Origin of the sequence: Pseudomonas putida, assembly GCF_005080685.1 — a bacterium.
GTDB lineage: Bacteria > Pseudomonadota > Gammaproteobacteria > Pseudomonadales > Pseudomonadaceae > Aquipseudomonas > Aquipseudomonas putida_V.
This window is the reverse complement of the sequence record NZ_CP039371.1, coordinates 1,283,437-1,300,592: the sequence shown is the minus strand read 5'-3', so window position 1 is coordinate 1,300,592 and position 17,156 is coordinate 1,283,437. Positions and strand designations below refer to the sequence as shown.

The window sequence follows — 17,156 nt, the reverse complement described above, 5'->3', positions numbered from 1 at the left end:
GGCAAGCCGGTTCCTACAGAAAACAGCACCGCTCGGATAGGAACCGTCTGATCGGTGATACTCCCCTCAACCCCGACCGATTCCGGCGAACACACCCTTGGTATGCTCGGCCAGCACCGCGGCCGCCAGCTCCACCTCCAACCCGCGCCGCCCAGCGCTGACATGAATGGTCGCAAAGTTCTGCGCGGTCTCGTCGATGAACGTGCGCAGGCGCTTCTTCTGCCCCAACGGGCTGATGCCGCCGACCAGGTAACCGGTAGCACGCTGCGCCGCCATGGGGTCGGCCATTTCGCACTTCTTCACCCCTGCCGCATGCGCCAGCGCCTTTAGATCCAAGGTTCCGCCCACCGGTACCACCGCCACCAACAGCTCGCTCTTTTCAGTGCTGGCCAGCAGTGTCTTGAACACCTGCTGCGGATCGAGGCCGAGCTTTTCCGCGGCTTCCAGCCCATATGAAGCCGACTTGGGGTCGTGCTCGTAACTGTGCACGCGATGTTCGGCGCGCGCTTTCTTCAGCAAGTCGAGGGCGGGGGTCATGGGGTGCTCCGATCTGGGACTGGACGGCGGCTACTTTAGGGCAAATCCCGTCAAGCGGCCAATCTAGCGCCAATGCGCGCCTCTAGCGCGGCATTTACGCCTTGAATACGGCGCCGAATCGTGACCGACCGTTCACTTTCGACCTTTGACATCAGCGTTTCTTGTCTATATTTTTTCGTTTGTGAATAATCAGTGCACTCAAAATGTGCATTTTTCAACATCCGCCTGGCGTCAATGGGGATCGACTCCAGGCCTTGCTGTCGAGCGCTTAGCGCCTCACAACAAAAACAATCGAGGTCATACATGACGACTGCTCTTCGCGAACCCACACTGTCCAGCCAGTGCCTGGCAGAGTTCCTCGGCACCGCGCTACTCATTTTCTTCGGCACCGGCTGCGTTGCCGCCCTCAAGGTCGCAGGAGCCAGCTTCGGCCTCTGGGAAATCAGCATCATCTGGGGTGTGGGGGTGAGCATGGCGATCTACTTCACCGCCGGCGTATCCGGTGCGCACCTCAACCCGGCCGTAAGCATTGCCCTGACCCTGTTCGGCAGCTTCGAACGACGCAAACTGCCGTTCTACATGCTCGCCCAGATTGCCGGCGCTTTCTGCGGAGCGGCACTGGTCTACACGCTGTACAGCAGTCTGTTCTTCGATTTCGAACAAAGTCACGCCATGCTGCGTGGCAGTGCCGAGAGCCTCGAACTGGCCTCGGTGTTCTCCACCTATCCACACCCTGCCTTGTCCATCGGCCAGGCATTCCTGGTCGAAATGGTGATCACGGCCATCCTGATGGCCGTGATCATGGCCCTCACCGATGATAACAATGGTTTGCCGCGTGGCGCGCTGGCACCGTTGCTGATCGGTTTGCTGATTGCGGTGATCGGCAGCGCCATGGGTCCACTGACCGGGTTCGCGATGAACCCTGCTCGTGATTTCGGGCCAAAACTGATGACTTTCCTCGCCGGATGGGGCGAAATCGCCTTCACTGGGGGGCGGAGCATCCCTTATTTCCTGGTACCGGTATTCGCGCCGATTCTTGGCGCATGCCTGGGTGCCGCAGGCTACCGCAGCCTGATTGCACGCCACCTGCCGGTGGCGCAGAGCGCGGATGCCGAAACCTCTGACAATTGCCGGGGCGATACCCAAGTCAGCTGACGCAGCCGCGTGCCCAAGCCCCGACCTCCTTTACTTGCAAGGCCTACGACCATGACAGACACCCAGGATAAGAACTACATCATCGCCCTGGACCAGGGCACCACCAGTTCGCGGGCCATCATTTTCGACCGCGACGCCAACGTGGTAGGGACCTCGCAGCGCGAGTTCGCCCAGCATTATCCGCAAGCCGGCTGGGTCGAGCACGATCCGATGGAAATCTTCGCCACACAGAGCGCGACCATGGTCGAGGCCCTGGCCCAGGCCGGCATCAGCCACGCCCAGGTGGCAGCACTGGGTATCACCAACCAGCGTGAGACCACGGTGGTTTGGGACAAAGAAACCGGTCGCCCGGTGTACAACGCCATCGTCTGGCAATGCCGCCGCAGCACCGAGATCTGCGCCCAGCTCAAGCGTGATGGCCACGAGCAATACATCCGCGAAGCCACGGGCCTGGTCACCGATCCGTACTTCTCCGGCACCAAGCTGAAATGGATCCTCGACAACGTCGAAGGCGTACGTGAACGCGCCGAGCGCGGCGAACTGCTGTTCGGCACCATCGATACCTGGCTGATCTGGAAGTTTTCCGGCGGCAAGGTGCACGTCACCGACTACACCAACGCCTCGCGCACGCTGATGTTCAACATCCACAGCCTGCAATGGGACGACCAGTTGCTGGAGATCCTCGGCATCCCGCGGCAGATGCTGCCCGAGGTGCGCCCCTCCTCCGAGGTGTACGGCCATACCAAGAGCGGCATCGCCATCGCCGGTATCGCGGGTGACCAGCAATCGGCGCTGTTCGGCCAGATGTGCGTGGAGCCCGGCCAGGCCAAGAACACCTATGGCACTGGCTGCTTCCTGCTGATGAACACCGGCGACAAGGCGGTGAAATCGTCCCATGGCCTGCTTACCACCATCGCCTGCGGCCCTCGCGGCGAGGTGGCCTACGCCCTCGAAGGCGCGGTGTTCAACGGCGGCTCGACCGTGCAGTGGCTGCGCGACGAACTGAAAATCGTCAACGACGCCCTGGACACCGAGTACTTCGCCAGCAAGGTCAAGGACAGCAACGGCGTGTACCTGGTACCGGCGTTCACCGGCCTGGGTGCGCCCTACTGGGATCCGTACGCGCGTGGCGCATTGTTCGGCCTGACTCGCGGGGTGAAGGTCGACCACATCATTCGTGCGGCCCTCGAATCGATCGCCTACCAGACCCGCGATGTCCTCGACGCCATGCAACAGGACTGCGGTGAGCGCCTGTCCGAGCTGCGCGTGGACGGCGGCGCGGTGGCCAACAACTTCCTCATGCAGTTCCAGGCCGACATCCTCGGCACCTGCGTCGAACGCCCGAAAATGCGCGAGACCACGGCCCTGGGCGCCGCCTACCTGGCGGGCCTGGCCAGTGGCTTCTGGAGTGGCCTGGAAGAGCTGCGCGACAAGGCGATCATCGAGCGCGAGTTCAGCCCGCAGCTCGACGAAGTACACAAGGAGAAGCTGTACGCGGGTTGGAAGAAAGCGGTCGAGCGCACGCGCGATTGGGAAGATCACGAGGCCTAACAGCAAACGATAGCCATCTTCTGTGGGGGCGGCTCCGTGCCGTTCCTACAGAAAAACCTCTGATCCCAAGCCTGATAGTCCACTGGCCGTCATCCCTTTCCTACGGCATCATTGCAGAATTTGTCCGGCAGCCCCAAAGGACCGCCCATGAATCTGCCCCCTCGCCAACAACAAATCCTCGAACTGGTGCGCGAACGCGGCTATGTCAGTATCGAAGAAATGGCGCAGTTGTTCGTCGTGACCCCGCAAACCATCCGTCGCGATATCAACCAGCTCGCGGAGCTCACCCTGCTGCGCCGCTACCACGGCGGTGCCGCCTACGATTCGAGCATCGAGAACACGGCCTACGCCATGCGCGCCGATCAGATGCGCGATGAAAAGCAACGCATCGCCGAAGCCGTGGCGCGGCAGATCCCCGACCATGCCTCGCTGTTCATCAACATCGGCACCACCACCGAGTCCATCGCCCGGGCGCTGCTCAACCACAGCCATCTCAAGGTGATCACCAACAACTTGCACGTGGCGTCGATCCTGGCTGCCAAGGATGATTTCGAGGTGCTGGTGGCCGGCGGCACGGTGCGCCGCGACGGCGGTGTGGTAGGCCAGGCCAGTGTCGACTTCATCAGCCAGTTCAAGGTCGACTTCGCCCTGGTGGGCATCAGCGGTATCGACGAGGATGGCAGCCTGCTCGACTTCGACTTCCAGGAAGTGCGGGTTTCCCAGGCGATCATCGCCAATGCCCGGCAGGTGGTCCTGGCGGCCGACTCGAGCAAGTTCGGGCGCAATGCCATGGTCCGCCTGGGCTCGATCAACCTGGTCGACTGTTTGGTGACCGATCAGGCGCCGACGGTGGCGCTGGGCGAGTTGCTGAACCAGTACAAGGTGCGGCTCGAAGTGGTGTAAGGGTTCTCCGGAGCCCTGTCACCTCGCACAAATTTTCGTTTTTGTTCATTTCGCGTCATCCGATCAGTTTTTTCTATAGACACTGACTGGCGACCGCCCTCCTGTTGCGCTAATATTTTCGCAAACGAACATTGATGTTCACATTCGCTACGAACGCCCTCAGGAGGCCTTGCCCGTGTCCCAGCCCGTTTCGTCCCAGCCCCCACTCGCCGACTGCTACGACCTCGCCGTGATCGGCGGTGGCATCAATGGCGTGGGCATCGCTGCCGATGCCGCGGGGCGCGGGTTGAAGGTGTTCCTTTGCGAAAAGGACGACCTGGCCCAACACACCTCCTCAGCCAGCAGCAAGTTGATCCATGGTGGCCTGCGCTATCTGGAGCACTACGAGTTCCGCCTGGTGCGCGAAGCGCTCGCCGAGCGCGAGGTACTCCTGGCCAAGGCCCCGCACATCGTCAGGCCGATGCGCTTCGTGTTGCCGCATCGTCCACACCTGCGCCCCGCCTGGATGATTCGCGCCGGCCTGTTCCTGTATGACCACCTGGGCAAGCGCAAGCGCCTGGGCGCCTCGCGCAGCCTGCGCTTCGGCCCCGGCTACCCGCTCAAGCCAAACATCACCCGTGGTTTCGAATATGCCGACTGCGCCGTCGATGACGCCCGCCTGGTGGTGCTCAACGCCATGGCTGCCCGCGAACACGGCGCACACATCCATACCCGCACCCGTTGCCTGCGCGCCGAGCGCGTCGATGGGATCTGGCAGGTGGAGTTGCAACTGGCCGACGGCAGCCTTCGCAACATTCGCGCACGCGCCTTGGTCAACGCTGCCGGGCCGTGGGTCGCGACCTTCATCAAGGACGACCTCAAGCTCGATGCGCCTTATGGCATCCGCCTCATCCAGGGCAGCCACATCATCGTGCCGCGTCTGTACGAAGGCGAACATGCCTACATCCTTCAGAACGAAGACCAACGCATCGTCTTCTGTATCCCCTACCTCGAGCGCTTCACCCTGATCGGCACCACCGACCGCGAATACAGCGGCGACCCCGCCAAGGTAGCGATCACCGAGCAGGAAACCGACTACCTGTTGAACGTGGTCAACGAACACTTCAATCAGCCGTTGAGCCGCGCCGACATCCTGCACACCTACTCCGGCGTCCGCCCGTTGTGCAATGACGAATCGGACAACCCCTCGGCAGTGACCCGCGACTACACCTTGGCGTTGTCGGCCAGTACCGGCCAAGCGCCGCTGCTGTCGGTGTTCGGCGGCAAGCTGACGACCTACCGCAAGCTGGCGGAATCGGCCATGGCCGAACTCAAGCCGTTCTTCACGCAGATGCGTGGTAGCTGGACGGCCGCGGCGCCGCTGCCAGGCGGTGAACAGATGACCACCGCGCAAGCGCTGGTGGACCAGTTGCTGGGCAAACACAGCTGGCTGCCCGTCGATATCGCCAAGCGCTGGGCGGTTACCTATGGCAGCCGCGTCTGGCAGATGCTCGACGGCGTCAGCGGCCCGGACGACCTGGGCCAGGCCATCGGGGGCGGCCTGTTCGGGCGCGAAGTGGACTACCTGCGCGACATCGAGTGGGCGGCCGACGCCGACGACATCCTCTGGCGCCGCACCAAGCTCGGCCTGTTCACTAGCCCGACCGAACAGCAGGCCCTGCGCGCTTATCTGAATCGGTCGCAAGGCGACAACGACCAGATCAGCGCAGCCTGAGCACGGTCCAGGCTGCGGCTCCGAGGGGCCTCAACAGGGTTTACTGCAGCCAGCGTTGGCAGGCAGTTTCGGCCAGTGAATGCCGCAGCTGCCGCTCGGCAGCCTGCAAGGCCAACATGAGATTGTTCGCACGCTGCAGGTACTGCTCTTCGCTGATTGTGCCTGCGCTTGAAAGGGCCTGAGCCCCCTCCAGCTGCGCGTGGAACGGATCGGCCAGAGCGGCGAAATCGGCAGAATGACGCTGTTGGACATGGCCATCCCAGAAAGGCCGTTCGGCCAATGAGTCGACCACGGCCTGCACGCTCTCGGCCTGCAGAATCTCACGCTCGGCATTATCGATGTCCCCGACCGTAACCCTGGCGGATCCAGGATAATGCATGCGCCTGGGCTGCTCGGGCAATCCGAGTCGCCGTGCCAGCCTGACCCGGTAGAACAAGCGTGTTTCGATCTCATCCACCAGCGTGGAAGGGGATTGCCCCGCCTGAGCACCCTCCAGGCGAGCCATGGCCTGACGGTCGGCCTCATGAAGCGCCTGTGTATGGGCAGCTGCGATACGATCAACTTCATCCAGGCGATACAATCCGCGCCCCAATTCCACCAGACGTCTTTCGACCTGGGCATCCGCCTGCTCGACGACAACTTGGTGGCCCAGCATGCCCACCTCCAGTTGACTCAGAATCAGCAACAATCGGTCCTCGCAGGTTCGCGCACCGCCTGTCTCGTTGAACACGAACCACCTCAGCGACTCGTGTTGTTCGCAAGCCTCGAGAATATGCCAGACGCGATCCCGATAGTCCCAGGTGGAGTAGCCGAACTCTTCAGTGCGAGTGAAATCCGCAAGAAAGCGAAAGAGATCGGCTGAGCCTGCTTCGCTGCTCAACCGATTCCATAAGCTCGTACGGCGAGCACGCCTATTGCTCGTATCATTACCTAACCATTCGGCCAGAACGGCATCATTGTTGGCTTGATGTGCCCGCGCGATCCCTTGGCGCGGGATAGAGGCCCCTCTAGCGGCCTCCAGTGCAACTCGGCTCTCCTCATTCAGTGGGTTATCGTGTAACACCATGCGCTGCAGGCTGCTACCCAATGCTTGCAACTCTGCGCGTACCTCGCGCAGACGATTGTCTCGATAGTCCACCAAACTCCGCCAGGGCAGCTCCTGAGGCGAGTGTGGCAAGTCTTGCAGGTTGCATCCACGCAAGGAAAACAGGCGCAGGAATCTCAATCCCTCGACGGCGGGCGGTCGCAGCAGTGGGTTGTAACTTAGGTTAAGCGTGTGCAACCGCGAGAGCGCTTGCAGCCGACGCTCACCCGCCGGGTCGAGAACGATACGATTGCGTGAAAGATCGAGCCGCCTGAGCTGGCGCAACTGTTCCAGTCCCTCGGGAACGATCATCAAGCGGTTGTCCGCGAGGTCCAGCTCCACGAGATTGGGGAAGCGACCGAGGAAATCCGCATCAATCTCCCTGAGGTCCATATTGCGTAAGCTCAATCTGCGCACATGGTCGAAGCTCAACCCCGTAGGCAGCTCCGGCAAGGTGTTGATCCATTCACCCTCGATCATCAACTCATACTCGCCATCCAACCCCACCAATTTGCGCCGCCAGCAGCGACGCAGCGCAGTCGCAACGCGACGGCGACGCAGGGCCCGCAACGGGTTACTCCAATGGCCGCGCCAATCTCGCAAACTGCTGCGCAATAGCGTCAACTGCCGCTGCAGCTGGCTGTAATGCTGCCAGAGGTCGACATGCTGATTGATCAGTGGCAGAAGGTAATGCTCCAGTTGCGTGTCGGTCATCGTCGGGAATATCTGGTGTATTCCTCTGCGACAGGCTTGCCGCCCATTACCGGGGCGCCCACTCAACGGGTAACCGAATCGACCATCGCCCAGACGCCGAGGTAGTCGCACCCCGACACCCACCGGCGCCATGCCTATGTGCTTCGCGGCTTGCGCGCGGTCGGCGCTTGCCTGGTGCAACAGCAGGTCGGCCAGCTGCAGCTCACCCGAATCGGCAGGGGACAACTGGGCCAGTTGCTCGTCGTCCATGCTCAGCCACAAGGCTCGCAAAAGGCTGTCGGAGGCTAAAGCATGGACTGCACGCGGACCGTCCAGCAGTTGATAGCCCTGTCCTGTCGCCAGAATACGTCTTGCCGATGCAGTGGCCGGGGCCGATGACTGCAACGAAGGCGTGCGATCCAGACCACCATCGTAGATCTCCACCCTGACGTCGGTCCATGGCGCGATTCGCTCGATCAAGCCCACTGCCAGCCGACGCGTGTCAGCATTGACAGCCGCTCGCTGACACAGGCCGGCGCAAGCGCGATCAAGCCGGGCGTCATACAAGTGCCAGCGAGCACGCTCGGCGAGACTGAGCGGTACCCGTCCGCTGCGACCAAGCTCGGTAATGTGCTGAGCGGTTGCCGATACGAGGATTTCCCGCGTCGCACGCAACGACAGGCCCGGAAAGTCACGCATCACCACGGACTCATCGGCGTTCGGAGTTTTCTCACGTGCCTGCATATGCTGTTCGAAGGCTTCACCTTGCAGCTCGGGATGCTGGTCATGGGCCTGATAGCGGTCGAACGCATCGAGCAAGCGAGCAGGCGCAGCCGCCCCTTCGACATGCAAACCACGCAGTTGCTCCTCGTTGAAACCGGTGCATAGGAGTAGATCGTCAGCGGCCGCGTCGGATACCGCCGCAAACTGGCTGCTCAATCGCTGCAACAGGTAGGTGCTGCCCTGCCACTCCTGCGGTAACTCAAACGCGTGCCGCCAACCGCCACTGCCGTTATGCTCCAGGAGGGGAGCAGCTGTACCGCTGCGGTTTGGATGGGTAACACGCCACGCATGCTCCTGGGCGTCTTCGCTCACGGTATAGACGTTTTCCTGCACACGCAGACGCCAGCGATCGCCTACCTGGATTTTCTGCCCGAATGGCTCATCGAGCGCGGGCAACCTGAAGGCGGACAAGCTTCGCTCATTGAGCATCACTGACGCCGAATCAGAGACCGACGGAGCCAAGTTGTCGACGAACGCTGCACGCTTGAAGGCGCCTGCCAATGCGTTCCCCCCCGTTGCCATCACCGCGCCAAGGGCAATCGTCTCGGCCACGCCAAAGAAGTGACCCAGCGCCTCCTGTCGATCACCCAGCCGCCAATCTTGGTAGCCCTCATAGACCTGATCGACGAGCTGTACGGCACCTACGGCCAACATGACCTCACCCAGTACCGGAACGAACATGCCGATCAGACCAAGCAAGTCCAACCCTCCCGAGAGATAGCCCTGCAAGCGCTGACGACGATCGGCTTCGTCTTCTTCGTCCGTTGCCACAGCCAGCACCCGAGCATCATCGAGCAACGTGTCGATGCGCTGAGCACGCAGATGCTCGAACAACGGTATGGCGATCTGAGTGTTCCGGCCATCGAGCTCGACCGTACGGCCCCACTTGCTGGTCTTGAGTAAGCCGGCGAGCACGCTGAAGAACCCCGGCCGGTCCCGCTCGCTGACAAAACGCAGAAAAAACTGGCGGTAATCTCGCCCGCGCAGGCGCAAGGCAATCATGTCGTAAAGAGCCTGCCATGAAGCATGGCGGCTCATCTCGCCCTGCGGATCGCCAGGAATCCAGGCAATCACAGCCTCGACCTCGGCATCCTCGGTAGGTCGTGCCTCCACGGCCACGATGCCACGCATGCATTTTCCCAACAGATACAGCTGACGAGGCCGAACGATCCCCGCGAGTGGCGGTACGATAGGGTTAAACGAAGCAATCGGCACCATCTGCAGATAACTGCGCTCGTCCAGCTCATCCTTGAGCCTGGCCAAGCGCACCGCAACATCGAGATGGGCCCTGAAGCTTTCTTCAAACAAGCTGGCCAGTGCCTGGCGCCGTTCGCCGGGTGCATCTGCGGGCTGGTCACTGGGCCGCAACTGAGTATTGAGCAAGGCCTGATAACCACCGCCCAGGTCGAGGCGTCGGCACAATGCGGCGAACTGCTCCAGCGAAAGCGACAACCGTTGCCCCTGCGCATTTTCCAGGCGCCCCTGGCGCAACAGCGAAGGTTGCGTCTCGCTAAGGTGGAAGTTGTGCAGCGCTGCAGCCAGAAGGCTTTGGGTGGAGGTAGACACCACGCGTTGCACCGGCAGGGTAGCCGCTGGCGAAGGCACTATTTGGGTGTGATTAACAGTGACGTGGCTCGCCTGGACATCCGCATTGGCCACTCCCGCCTCGCTCAGGGCACGCATCAGCAAAGGAGCAGCGTAGGCAGCCAGGTCCGGAATACTGCTGAGTCTGGCGGCCAGGCTGTGACTGGCGACCTGCTGTCGGTGCAATGCCTGGTGCAGCGCGCGAATTCGCTCAGGCTGGGAGCGGACAAGCCAGGCTGGAAGTCGGCTGGCAATCAAGGTGTCGATAGAGTCGGGGGCAAAAATGGCCTCTGGCATGGGCGTAGTCCTGGTAGGTGAAGTGTCGATCACATCACCATCGAGCTTTGCCTTGGCGGTACATACAGCATTGCACGCACGCCACCTCGTTCGGATTACCGAACACATATAAGCCACTCGTACGGATTCCCGGACGCTCTATCCCAGCCCTTAGCGTCAAAAAAGATTCATACCCCCGGTTTTCGCGGCTTATGATCGATATCGGGGGCTTGGCACGACTCATGCTCTACACTCTTCAACCGAATGCACATCGCTTCATGCTGTATTCGCTGAACGAAGAGCCCCGCCAACGGCTCCATAAGAAAAACAAACACGTCGAGGAAAATTTGATGCGTATCGTTCGTCAATTGCTGGGCGCCGCCATCGCGGCTGCGGTCATCGCTTCGCCGGCCATGGCCGAAGAGCTGACCGGCACACTGAAGAAGATCAAGGATTCGGGCACCATCACTTTGGGCCACCGCGACTCCTCCATTCCGTTTTCCTACCTGGCCGGCAAGCCCGAGCCCGTGGGCTACTCCCACGACATCCAACTGGCTGTCGTCGAGGCCCTGAAGAAGCAACTGGGCACCGACATCAAGGTGCGCTACAACCTCGTCACCTCCCAAACCCGTATTCCACTGGTGCAGAACGGCACCGTCGACCTCGAGTGCGGCTCTACCACCAACAACGTCGAGCGCCAGCAGCAAGTCGGCTTCTCGGTCGGCATCTTCGAAGTCGGCACCCGCCTGCTGACCAAGGTCAAGGACGGTCAGCCTTCCTACAAGGACTTCCCGGACCTGGCCGGCAAGAACGTCGTGACCACCGCCGGTACCACCTCCGAGCGACTGCTCAAGGCGATGAATGCCGACAAGCAGATGAAGATGAACGTGATCTCCGCCAAGGACCACGGCGAAGCCTTCAACATGCTCGAAAGCGGTCGCGCCGTGGCGTTCATGATGGACGACGCACTGCTCGCCGGCGAAATGGCCAAGGCCCGCAAGCCTAGCGACTGGGTCATCACCGGTACCCCACAATCGTACGAAATCTACGGCTGCATGGTGCGCAAAGGTGACGATGCGTTCAAGAAAGCGGTCGATGATGCCATCGTCGGGTACTTCAAGTCGGGCGAGGTCAACAAGAGCTACGACAAGTGGTTCCAGCAGCCAATCCCGCCGAAGGGCCTGAACCTGCAATTCCCGATGAGCGACGAGCTGAAGAAACTGATCGCCGAGCCCACCGACAAGGCCGCGGACGAGAAGAAGTCCTGATCCCCAGATAGTGGCCTGGTGCTCGACAGCACGAATCAATTCTGCAGGCCACTCATTAGTGTCTAACCTTTCATCCGAGGGCGCATGCCGCCCTTGGATGCTCGAAGGTGCCCGTGAAACAACCGTCTGAGGGGAAATCCCGATGAATTACAACTGGGACTGGGGCGTGTTCTTCAAGTCCACCGGCGTGGGCAGCGAAACCTATCTGGACTGGTATATCACCGGCCTGGGCTGGACCATCGCCATCGCCATCACCGCCTGGATCATCGCACTGTTGCTGGGGTCGCTCCTTGGCGTCATGCGTACCGTGCCCAACCGTCTGGTATCGGGCATCGCCACCGCCTATGTGGAGCTGTTCCGCAACGTGCCGCTGCTGGTGCAGCTGTTCATCTGGTACTTCCTGGTACCGGACCTGCTGCCTGAAGGGCTGCAGGAATGGTTCAAGCAAGACCTGAACCCGACCACTTCGGCACTGATCAGCGTGGTCGTCTGCCTTGGCCTGTTCACTGCCGCACGGGTCTGCGAGCAGGTGCGTACCGGTATCCAGGCGCTGCCAAAAGGCCAGGAAGCTGCCGCCCGTGCCATGGGTTTCAGCCTCCCGCAGATCTACAACAACGTGCTGCTACCACAGGCCTACCGGATCATCATTCCGCCGCTCACCTCCGAGTTTCTCAACGTCTTCAAGAACTCCTCGGTTGCCTCGCTGATCGGCCTGATGGAGCTGCTGGCGCAAACCAAGCAGACCGCAGAGTTCTCCGCCAACCTGTTCGAGGCGTTCACCCTCGCCACGTTGATCTACTTCACCCTGAACATGGGCCTGATGTTGCTCATGCGCCTGGTCGAGAAGAAAGTCGCCGTGCCCGGTCTGATTTCCGTGGGAGGCAAGTAAATGGAAATGGATTTCAGCGAAATCATCCCCGCCCTGCCCGCCCTCTGGGACGGCATGATCATGACCCTCAAGCTGATGGTCATGGGCGTGGTCGGCGGTATCGTGCTGGGTACGCTACTGGCGTTGATGCGCCTGTCGTCGAGCAAGCTGCTGTCGAATGTCGCCGGCGCCTACGTCAACTACTTCCGCTCGATCCCGTTGCTGCTGGTGATCACCTGGTTCTACCTGGCCGTGCCGTTCGTGCTGCGCTGGATCACCGGCGAAGACACCCCGGTGGGTGCGTTCACCTCCTGCGTGGTCGCCTTCATGATGTTCGAGGCCGCGTACTTCTGCGAAATCGTCCGTGCCGGCGTGCAGTCGATCTCCAAAGGGCAGATGGGCGCTGCGCAAGCGCTGGGCATGAACTATTCGCAGACCATGCGCCTGATCATCCTGCCCCAGGCCTTCCGCAAGATGACTCCACTGCTGCTGCAGCAGAGCATCATCCTGTTCCAGGACACCTCGCTGGTGTACACCGTTGGCCTGGTGGACTTCCTCAACTCGGCACGCTCCAACGGCGACATCATCGGGCGCTCCCATGAGTTCCTGATTTTCGCCGGGGTCGTCTACTTCCTCATCAGCTTCTCCGCTTCGTGGCTGGTCAAGCGCCTGCAAAAAAGGATCACCGTATGATTTCCATCAAGAACGTCAACAAGTGGTACGGCGACTTCCAGGTACTGACCGACTGCAGCACCGAGGTGAAGAAGGGTGAAGTGGTGGTGGTCTGCGGCCCTTCGGGGTCGGGGAAATCCACCCTGATCAAGTGCGTCAACGCACTGGAGCCATTCCAGAAGGGCGACATCGTGGTCGATGGCACCTCGATTGCCGACCCGAAGACCAACCTGCCCAAGCTGCGTTCGCGGGTGGGCATGGTGTTCCAGCACTTCGAGCTGTTCCCGCACCTGACCATCACCGAGAACCTGACCATCGCCCAGCGCAAGGTACTCGGCCGTAGCGAAGCAGAGGCCACCCAGAAAGGCCTGGCCCTGCTCGAGCGCGTCGGCCTCAGTGCCCACGCCAAGAAGCACCCTGGCCAGCTCTCCGGTGGCCAGCAACAGCGGGTGGCGATCGCCCGTGCGCTGGCCATGGACCCGATCGTCATGCTGTTCGACGAACCAACCTCGGCACTGGACCCGGAAATGGTCAGCGAGGTACTGGATGTGATGGTGCAACTGGCCAACGAAGGCATGACCATGATGTGCGTGACCCACGAGATGGGCTTTGCCCGCAAGGTCGCCAACCGGGTCATCTTCATGGACAAGGGCAGCATCATCGAGGACTGCACCAAGGACGAGTTCTTCGGTGACCAGAGCGCCCGCGACCAACGCACCCAACACTTCCTCAGCAAGATCCTGCAACACTAAGTCGGCAACCGTTTCCGCTGCCCGGGCACCTTCGGGCAGCGGACGCTGGTCGTGACAAGGCCACTGTGATGAAATGCGACCCCTCGCTTCTTCTCCCTGCCAAGCCTGTCGTGAAATCCCGCCTGATTCGCCAATTGCTGCTACCGCCGTTGATCATCCTGCTGATGGTCGGCCTGGGTTTTGCCGGCTATCTGATCAGCGAGAGCAACGGCATCCGCACCTTGAGCGAAAACGGCGAGCGCCAGCTCGAGCTGCATGCGCGCACGGTCGAGAGCGAAATCAGCAAGTACACCTATTTGCCGAGCCTGCTGGAACTCGAAGACAGCGTCTCGCAACTGCTCACCGATCCCGACGGCGGCAACCGCCAGGCCGTCAACGAATACCTCGAAGGCCTGAACCGGCGTAGTCGCAGCCGGGCGATCTTCGTTCTCGACACCAACGGCCGGGTGCAGGCCAGCAGCAACTGGCGCGATGCCGACTCGTTCCTCGGCGAGGACCTGTCGTTCCGGGCCTACTTCCAGACCGCCGTGCGCGGTGAGCCAGGGCGCTTCTACGGGATCGGCAGCACCACGGGCGAGGCCGGGTACTACCTGGCCCACGGCCTGGAGGAACACGGCAAGATCATCGGCGTGGCGGTCATCAAGGTACGCCTGGACACCCTCGAAGAGCGCTGGCAACGGGCGCGCCTGGAAGCCTTCGTCAGTGACGAGAACGGCATCATCATCCTCTCCAGCGATCCGGCCCGGCGGCTCAAGTCGGTACGCCCGCTGACCCCGCAGATCAAGGAGCGGCTGGCCCGCAGCCTGCAGTACTACTGGTGGCCGCTCAACGAGCTGGAGCCGCTGGACCGCGAGATCCTCGCCGACGGCGTGGAAAAACTCACCTTCCCGGCCAACCTCGAGACCGCCCACGGCACGCCCCACGAAGTCACCTACCTGGCCCAGACCCGGCGCCTGGTCGATACGCCGTGGCACTTCACCCTGCTGACGCCGCTGCAGGACCTGCGCCGCGAATCGATGGTGCAAGGTGTATTGGTGGCCGTGGCCTTCGCCCTGCTGGCGATCCTCGGCATCGCCTGGAACGAGCGACGCAAGGTGATCGCTACTCGGCTTGCCGCGCGCGAGGCACTGGAAGAGGCCAACAGCCAGCTGGAACGGCGCATCACCGAACGCACCGCCGACCTGCGCGCCAGCAACGAACGGCTCAAGGGCCAGATTCGCGAACGCCGCCACGCCGAGCAGACCCTGCGCCATGCCCAGGACGAGCTGGTTCAGGCCGGCAAGCTGGCGGCCATCGGGCAGATGTCGACCAGCATCGCCCACGAATTGAACCAGCCGCTGGCCGCCCTGCGCACGCTGTCAGGCAACACCATTCGGTTTCTCGAACGCGGCGCGCTGGACACCGCGACCACCAACCTGCGTACCATGAACGAGTTGATCGACCGCATGGGCCGCATCACCGCGAGCCTGCGCTCGTTCGCCCGGCGTGCCGACGACAGCGGCCAGGCTTCGCTGGCCAAGGCCGTGGAGGCCAGCCTGCAGCTGTTGGGCAACCGCATCAGTGGCTGCCGGCTGCAGGTACATAGCCAGCTCGACGACCCGCAGCTGGCCATCGACCAGACCCGCCTGGAGCAGATCCTGGTCAACCTGATCGGCAACGCCCTGGATGCCATGACCCACCAGCCCCAGCCGCAACTGTGGCTCGAAGGCGAGATGCAGGGCGACAAGTACCGCCTGCGCGTGCGCGACAACGGCCACGGCATCGACAACGAGGCGCGCAAGCACCTGTTCGAGCCCTTCTTCACCACCAAACCAGGCGAACACGGCCTGGGCCTGGGCCTGACCCTCTCGGCGAGCCTCGCCGCCGCCGCCAAGGGCAGCCTGAACGTCGAGCACCCCGCCAGCGGCGGCACGGCCTTCGTGCTCGCCCTGCCCTTGGCCAACCCTATTCAGGAACCTGCGGAGCACCCATGAAGCCAACGCCTCTCACCGTCCTGATCGTCGAAGACGACCCGCATGTGCTGCTCGGCTGCCAGCAGGCACTGGCCCTGGAGGACATCGCCTGCGAAGGTGTCGGCAGCGCCGAACAAGCCTTGGAACGCGTCGGCGATGACTTCGCCGGTATCGTCGTCAGTGATATCCGCCTGCCCGGCATCGATGGCCTGGAGCTGCTCAACCGCCTCAAGGCCCGCGACCGCAGCCTGCCGGTGGTGCTGATCACCGGCCATGGCGATATCGACATGGCCGTCGGCGCCATGCGCAACGGCGCCTACGACTTCATGGAAAAGCCGTTCTCCCCCGAGCGCCTGGTCGATGTGGTACGCCGCGCCCTGGAGCAACGCGGGCTGTCGCGCGAGGTGTCGGCCCTGCGCCGGCAACTGGCCGAGCAGGGTAGCCTGGAGGGGCGCATCATCGGGCGCTCGCCGGCGATGCAGCACCTGCGCGAGCTGATCGCCAATGTTGCCGATACCTCGGCCAACGTACTGATCGAAGGCGAAACCGGCACCGGCAAGGAGCTGGTCGCCCGCTGCCTGCACGATGCCAGCCGGCGCCACGGCCAGCCCTTCGTGGCGCTCAACTGCGGCGGCCTGCCGGAGAACCTGTTCGAAAGCGAGATCTTCGGTCATGAGGCCAACGCCTTCACCGGTGCCGGCAAGCGCCGCATCGGCAAGATCGAGCACGCCAATGGCGGCACGCTGTTCCTTGACGAGGTCGAGAGCATGCCGATCAACCTGCAGATCAAGCTCCTGCGGGTATTGCAGGAACGCACCCTGGAGCGCCTGGGCTCGAACCAGAGCATCGCGGTGGACTGCCGGGTGATCGCCGCGACCAAGGCCGACCTCGATAGCCTGGGGCAGAGCGGCCAGTTCCGCAGCGACCTGTACTACCGGCTGAACGTGGTGACCCTGGAGTTGCCGCCGTTGCGCGAGCGCCGCGAAGACATCCTGCAACTGTTCGAGCACTTCCTGGAGCAGTCGGCGTTGCGCTTCGACCGCCAGGTGCCGACGCTCGACAGCCAGACCCTGTCGCGCCTGATGGCCCATGACTGGCCGGGCAACGTGCGCGAACTGCGCAACGTCGCCGAACGGTATGCCCTCGGCCTGCCGGCGTTCAAGAAAGGGGTCGGTGGCGGCGCCAGCCAGGGCCTGGGTTTTGCCGAGGCGGTGGAGGCCTTCGAACGCAATCTGCTGAGCGATGCATTGCAACGCACCGGTGGCAATCTCAGCCAGGCCAGCCAGGAGCTGGGCATGGCCAAGACCACCCTGTTCGACAAAGTGAAAAAGTACGGCCTCGGCTGACCCCAACCCCTTCTGGAT

General features: G+C 62.3%; 13 protein-coding genes. 10 read left to right on the top strand and 3 right to left on the bottom strand.

Translation table 11 applies throughout. From position 1 onward, the window contains the following. Positions 1–66 precede the first annotated feature (66 nt). On the bottom strand, positions 67–537 hold the full coding sequence (ybaK, locus tag E6B08_RS06275; protein ID WP_136913234.1) for a Cys-tRNA(Pro) deacylase: 471 nt from the start codon (positions 535–537) through the stop codon (positions 67–69). 50 nt (positions 538–587) lie between these two features. Continuing rightward, positions 588–842 carry a hypothetical protein gene (locus E6B08_RS06270; protein WP_136913233.1) on the bottom strand — a complete coding sequence of 85 codons (255 nt, stop codon included), beginning with the start codon at positions 840–842 and terminating at the stop codon, positions 588–590. Here E6B08_RS06270 and E6B08_RS06265 point away from each other — a divergent pair. The 4 genes from E6B08_RS06265 to glpD all read left to right on the top strand — a co-directional run bounded on the left by E6B08_RS06265 (position 841) and on the right by glpD (position 5,860). Then, a complete protein-coding gene (locus tag E6B08_RS06265) occupies positions 841–1,692 on the top strand; it encodes an MIP/aquaporin family protein (RefSeq protein WP_136913232.1) in 852 nt (283 codons plus the stop codon). The genes E6B08_RS06270 and E6B08_RS06265 overlap by 2 nt on opposite strands. A gap of 51 nt (positions 1,693–1,743) precedes the next feature. After that, positions 1,744–3,243, top strand: a complete 1,500-nt coding sequence (glpK, locus tag E6B08_RS06260; protein ID WP_136913231.1) for a glycerol kinase GlpK — start codon at positions 1,744–1,746, stop codon at positions 3,241–3,243. A gap of 147 nt (positions 3,244–3,390) precedes the next feature. Further along, complete coding sequence (glpR, locus tag E6B08_RS06255; RefSeq protein WP_136913230.1) at positions 3,391–4,146, top strand: DNA-binding transcriptional repressor GlpR; 756 nt, start codon at positions 3,391–3,393, stop codon at positions 4,144–4,146. A gap of 175 nt (positions 4,147–4,321) precedes the next feature. Then, entirely contained in the window at positions 4,322–5,860 is a 1,539-nt protein-coding gene (gene glpD / locus E6B08_RS06250; protein ID WP_136913229.1) for a glycerol-3-phosphate dehydrogenase, read from the top strand. Positions 5,861–5,900: 40 nt separating this feature from the next. On the opposite strand, the gene E6B08_RS06245 is transcribed toward glpD, so the two are convergent. Beyond that, positions 5,901–10,301, bottom strand: coding sequence for an NEL-type E3 ubiquitin ligase domain-containing protein (locus E6B08_RS06245; RefSeq protein ID WP_192938623.1), 4,401 nt, complete (start codon positions 10,299–10,301; stop codon positions 5,901–5,903). 329 nt (positions 10,302–10,630) lie between these two features. On the opposite strand from E6B08_RS06245, the gene E6B08_RS06240 reads away from it, so the two are divergent. The 6 genes from E6B08_RS06240 (at position 10,631) to E6B08_RS06215 (ending at position 17,138) form a co-directional block, all read left to right on the top strand. Next, positions 10,631–11,548, top strand: coding sequence for a glutamate/aspartate ABC transporter substrate-binding protein (locus E6B08_RS06240; RefSeq protein ID WP_136913227.1), 918 nt, complete (start codon positions 10,631–10,633; stop codon positions 11,546–11,548). Positions 11,549–11,690: 142 nt separating this feature from the next. Beyond that, entirely contained in the window at positions 11,691–12,437 is a 747-nt protein-coding gene (locus E6B08_RS06235) for an amino acid ABC transporter permease (RefSeq protein WP_136913226.1), read from the top strand. Beyond that, positions 12,438–13,109, top strand: a complete 672-nt coding sequence (locus tag E6B08_RS06230) for an amino acid ABC transporter permease (RefSeq protein WP_136913225.1) — start codon at positions 12,438–12,440, stop codon at positions 13,107–13,109. Continuing rightward, the gene (locus E6B08_RS06225; RefSeq protein WP_136913224.1) at positions 13,106–13,840 is read left to right on the top strand and encodes an amino acid ABC transporter ATP-binding protein; all 735 of its coding nucleotides are present in this window, start codon (positions 13,106–13,108) and stop codon (positions 13,838–13,840) included. The genes E6B08_RS06230 and E6B08_RS06225 overlap by 4 nt, the downstream gene beginning before the upstream one ends. A 68-nt stretch (positions 13,841–13,908) precedes the next feature. Further along, positions 13,909–15,813: a sensor histidine kinase gene (locus tag E6B08_RS06220; protein WP_136913223.1), complete on the top strand. Its 1,905-nt coding sequence runs from the start codon at positions 13,909–13,911 to the stop codon at positions 15,811–15,813. After that, positions 15,810–17,138 carry a sigma-54-dependent transcriptional regulator gene (locus tag E6B08_RS06215; protein WP_136913222.1) on the top strand — a complete coding sequence of 443 codons (1,329 nt, stop codon included), beginning with the start codon at positions 15,810–15,812 and terminating at the stop codon, positions 17,136–17,138. Before E6B08_RS06220 ends, E6B08_RS06215 begins: the two co-directional genes overlap by 4 nt. Positions 17,139–17,156: the final 18 nt, after the last annotated feature.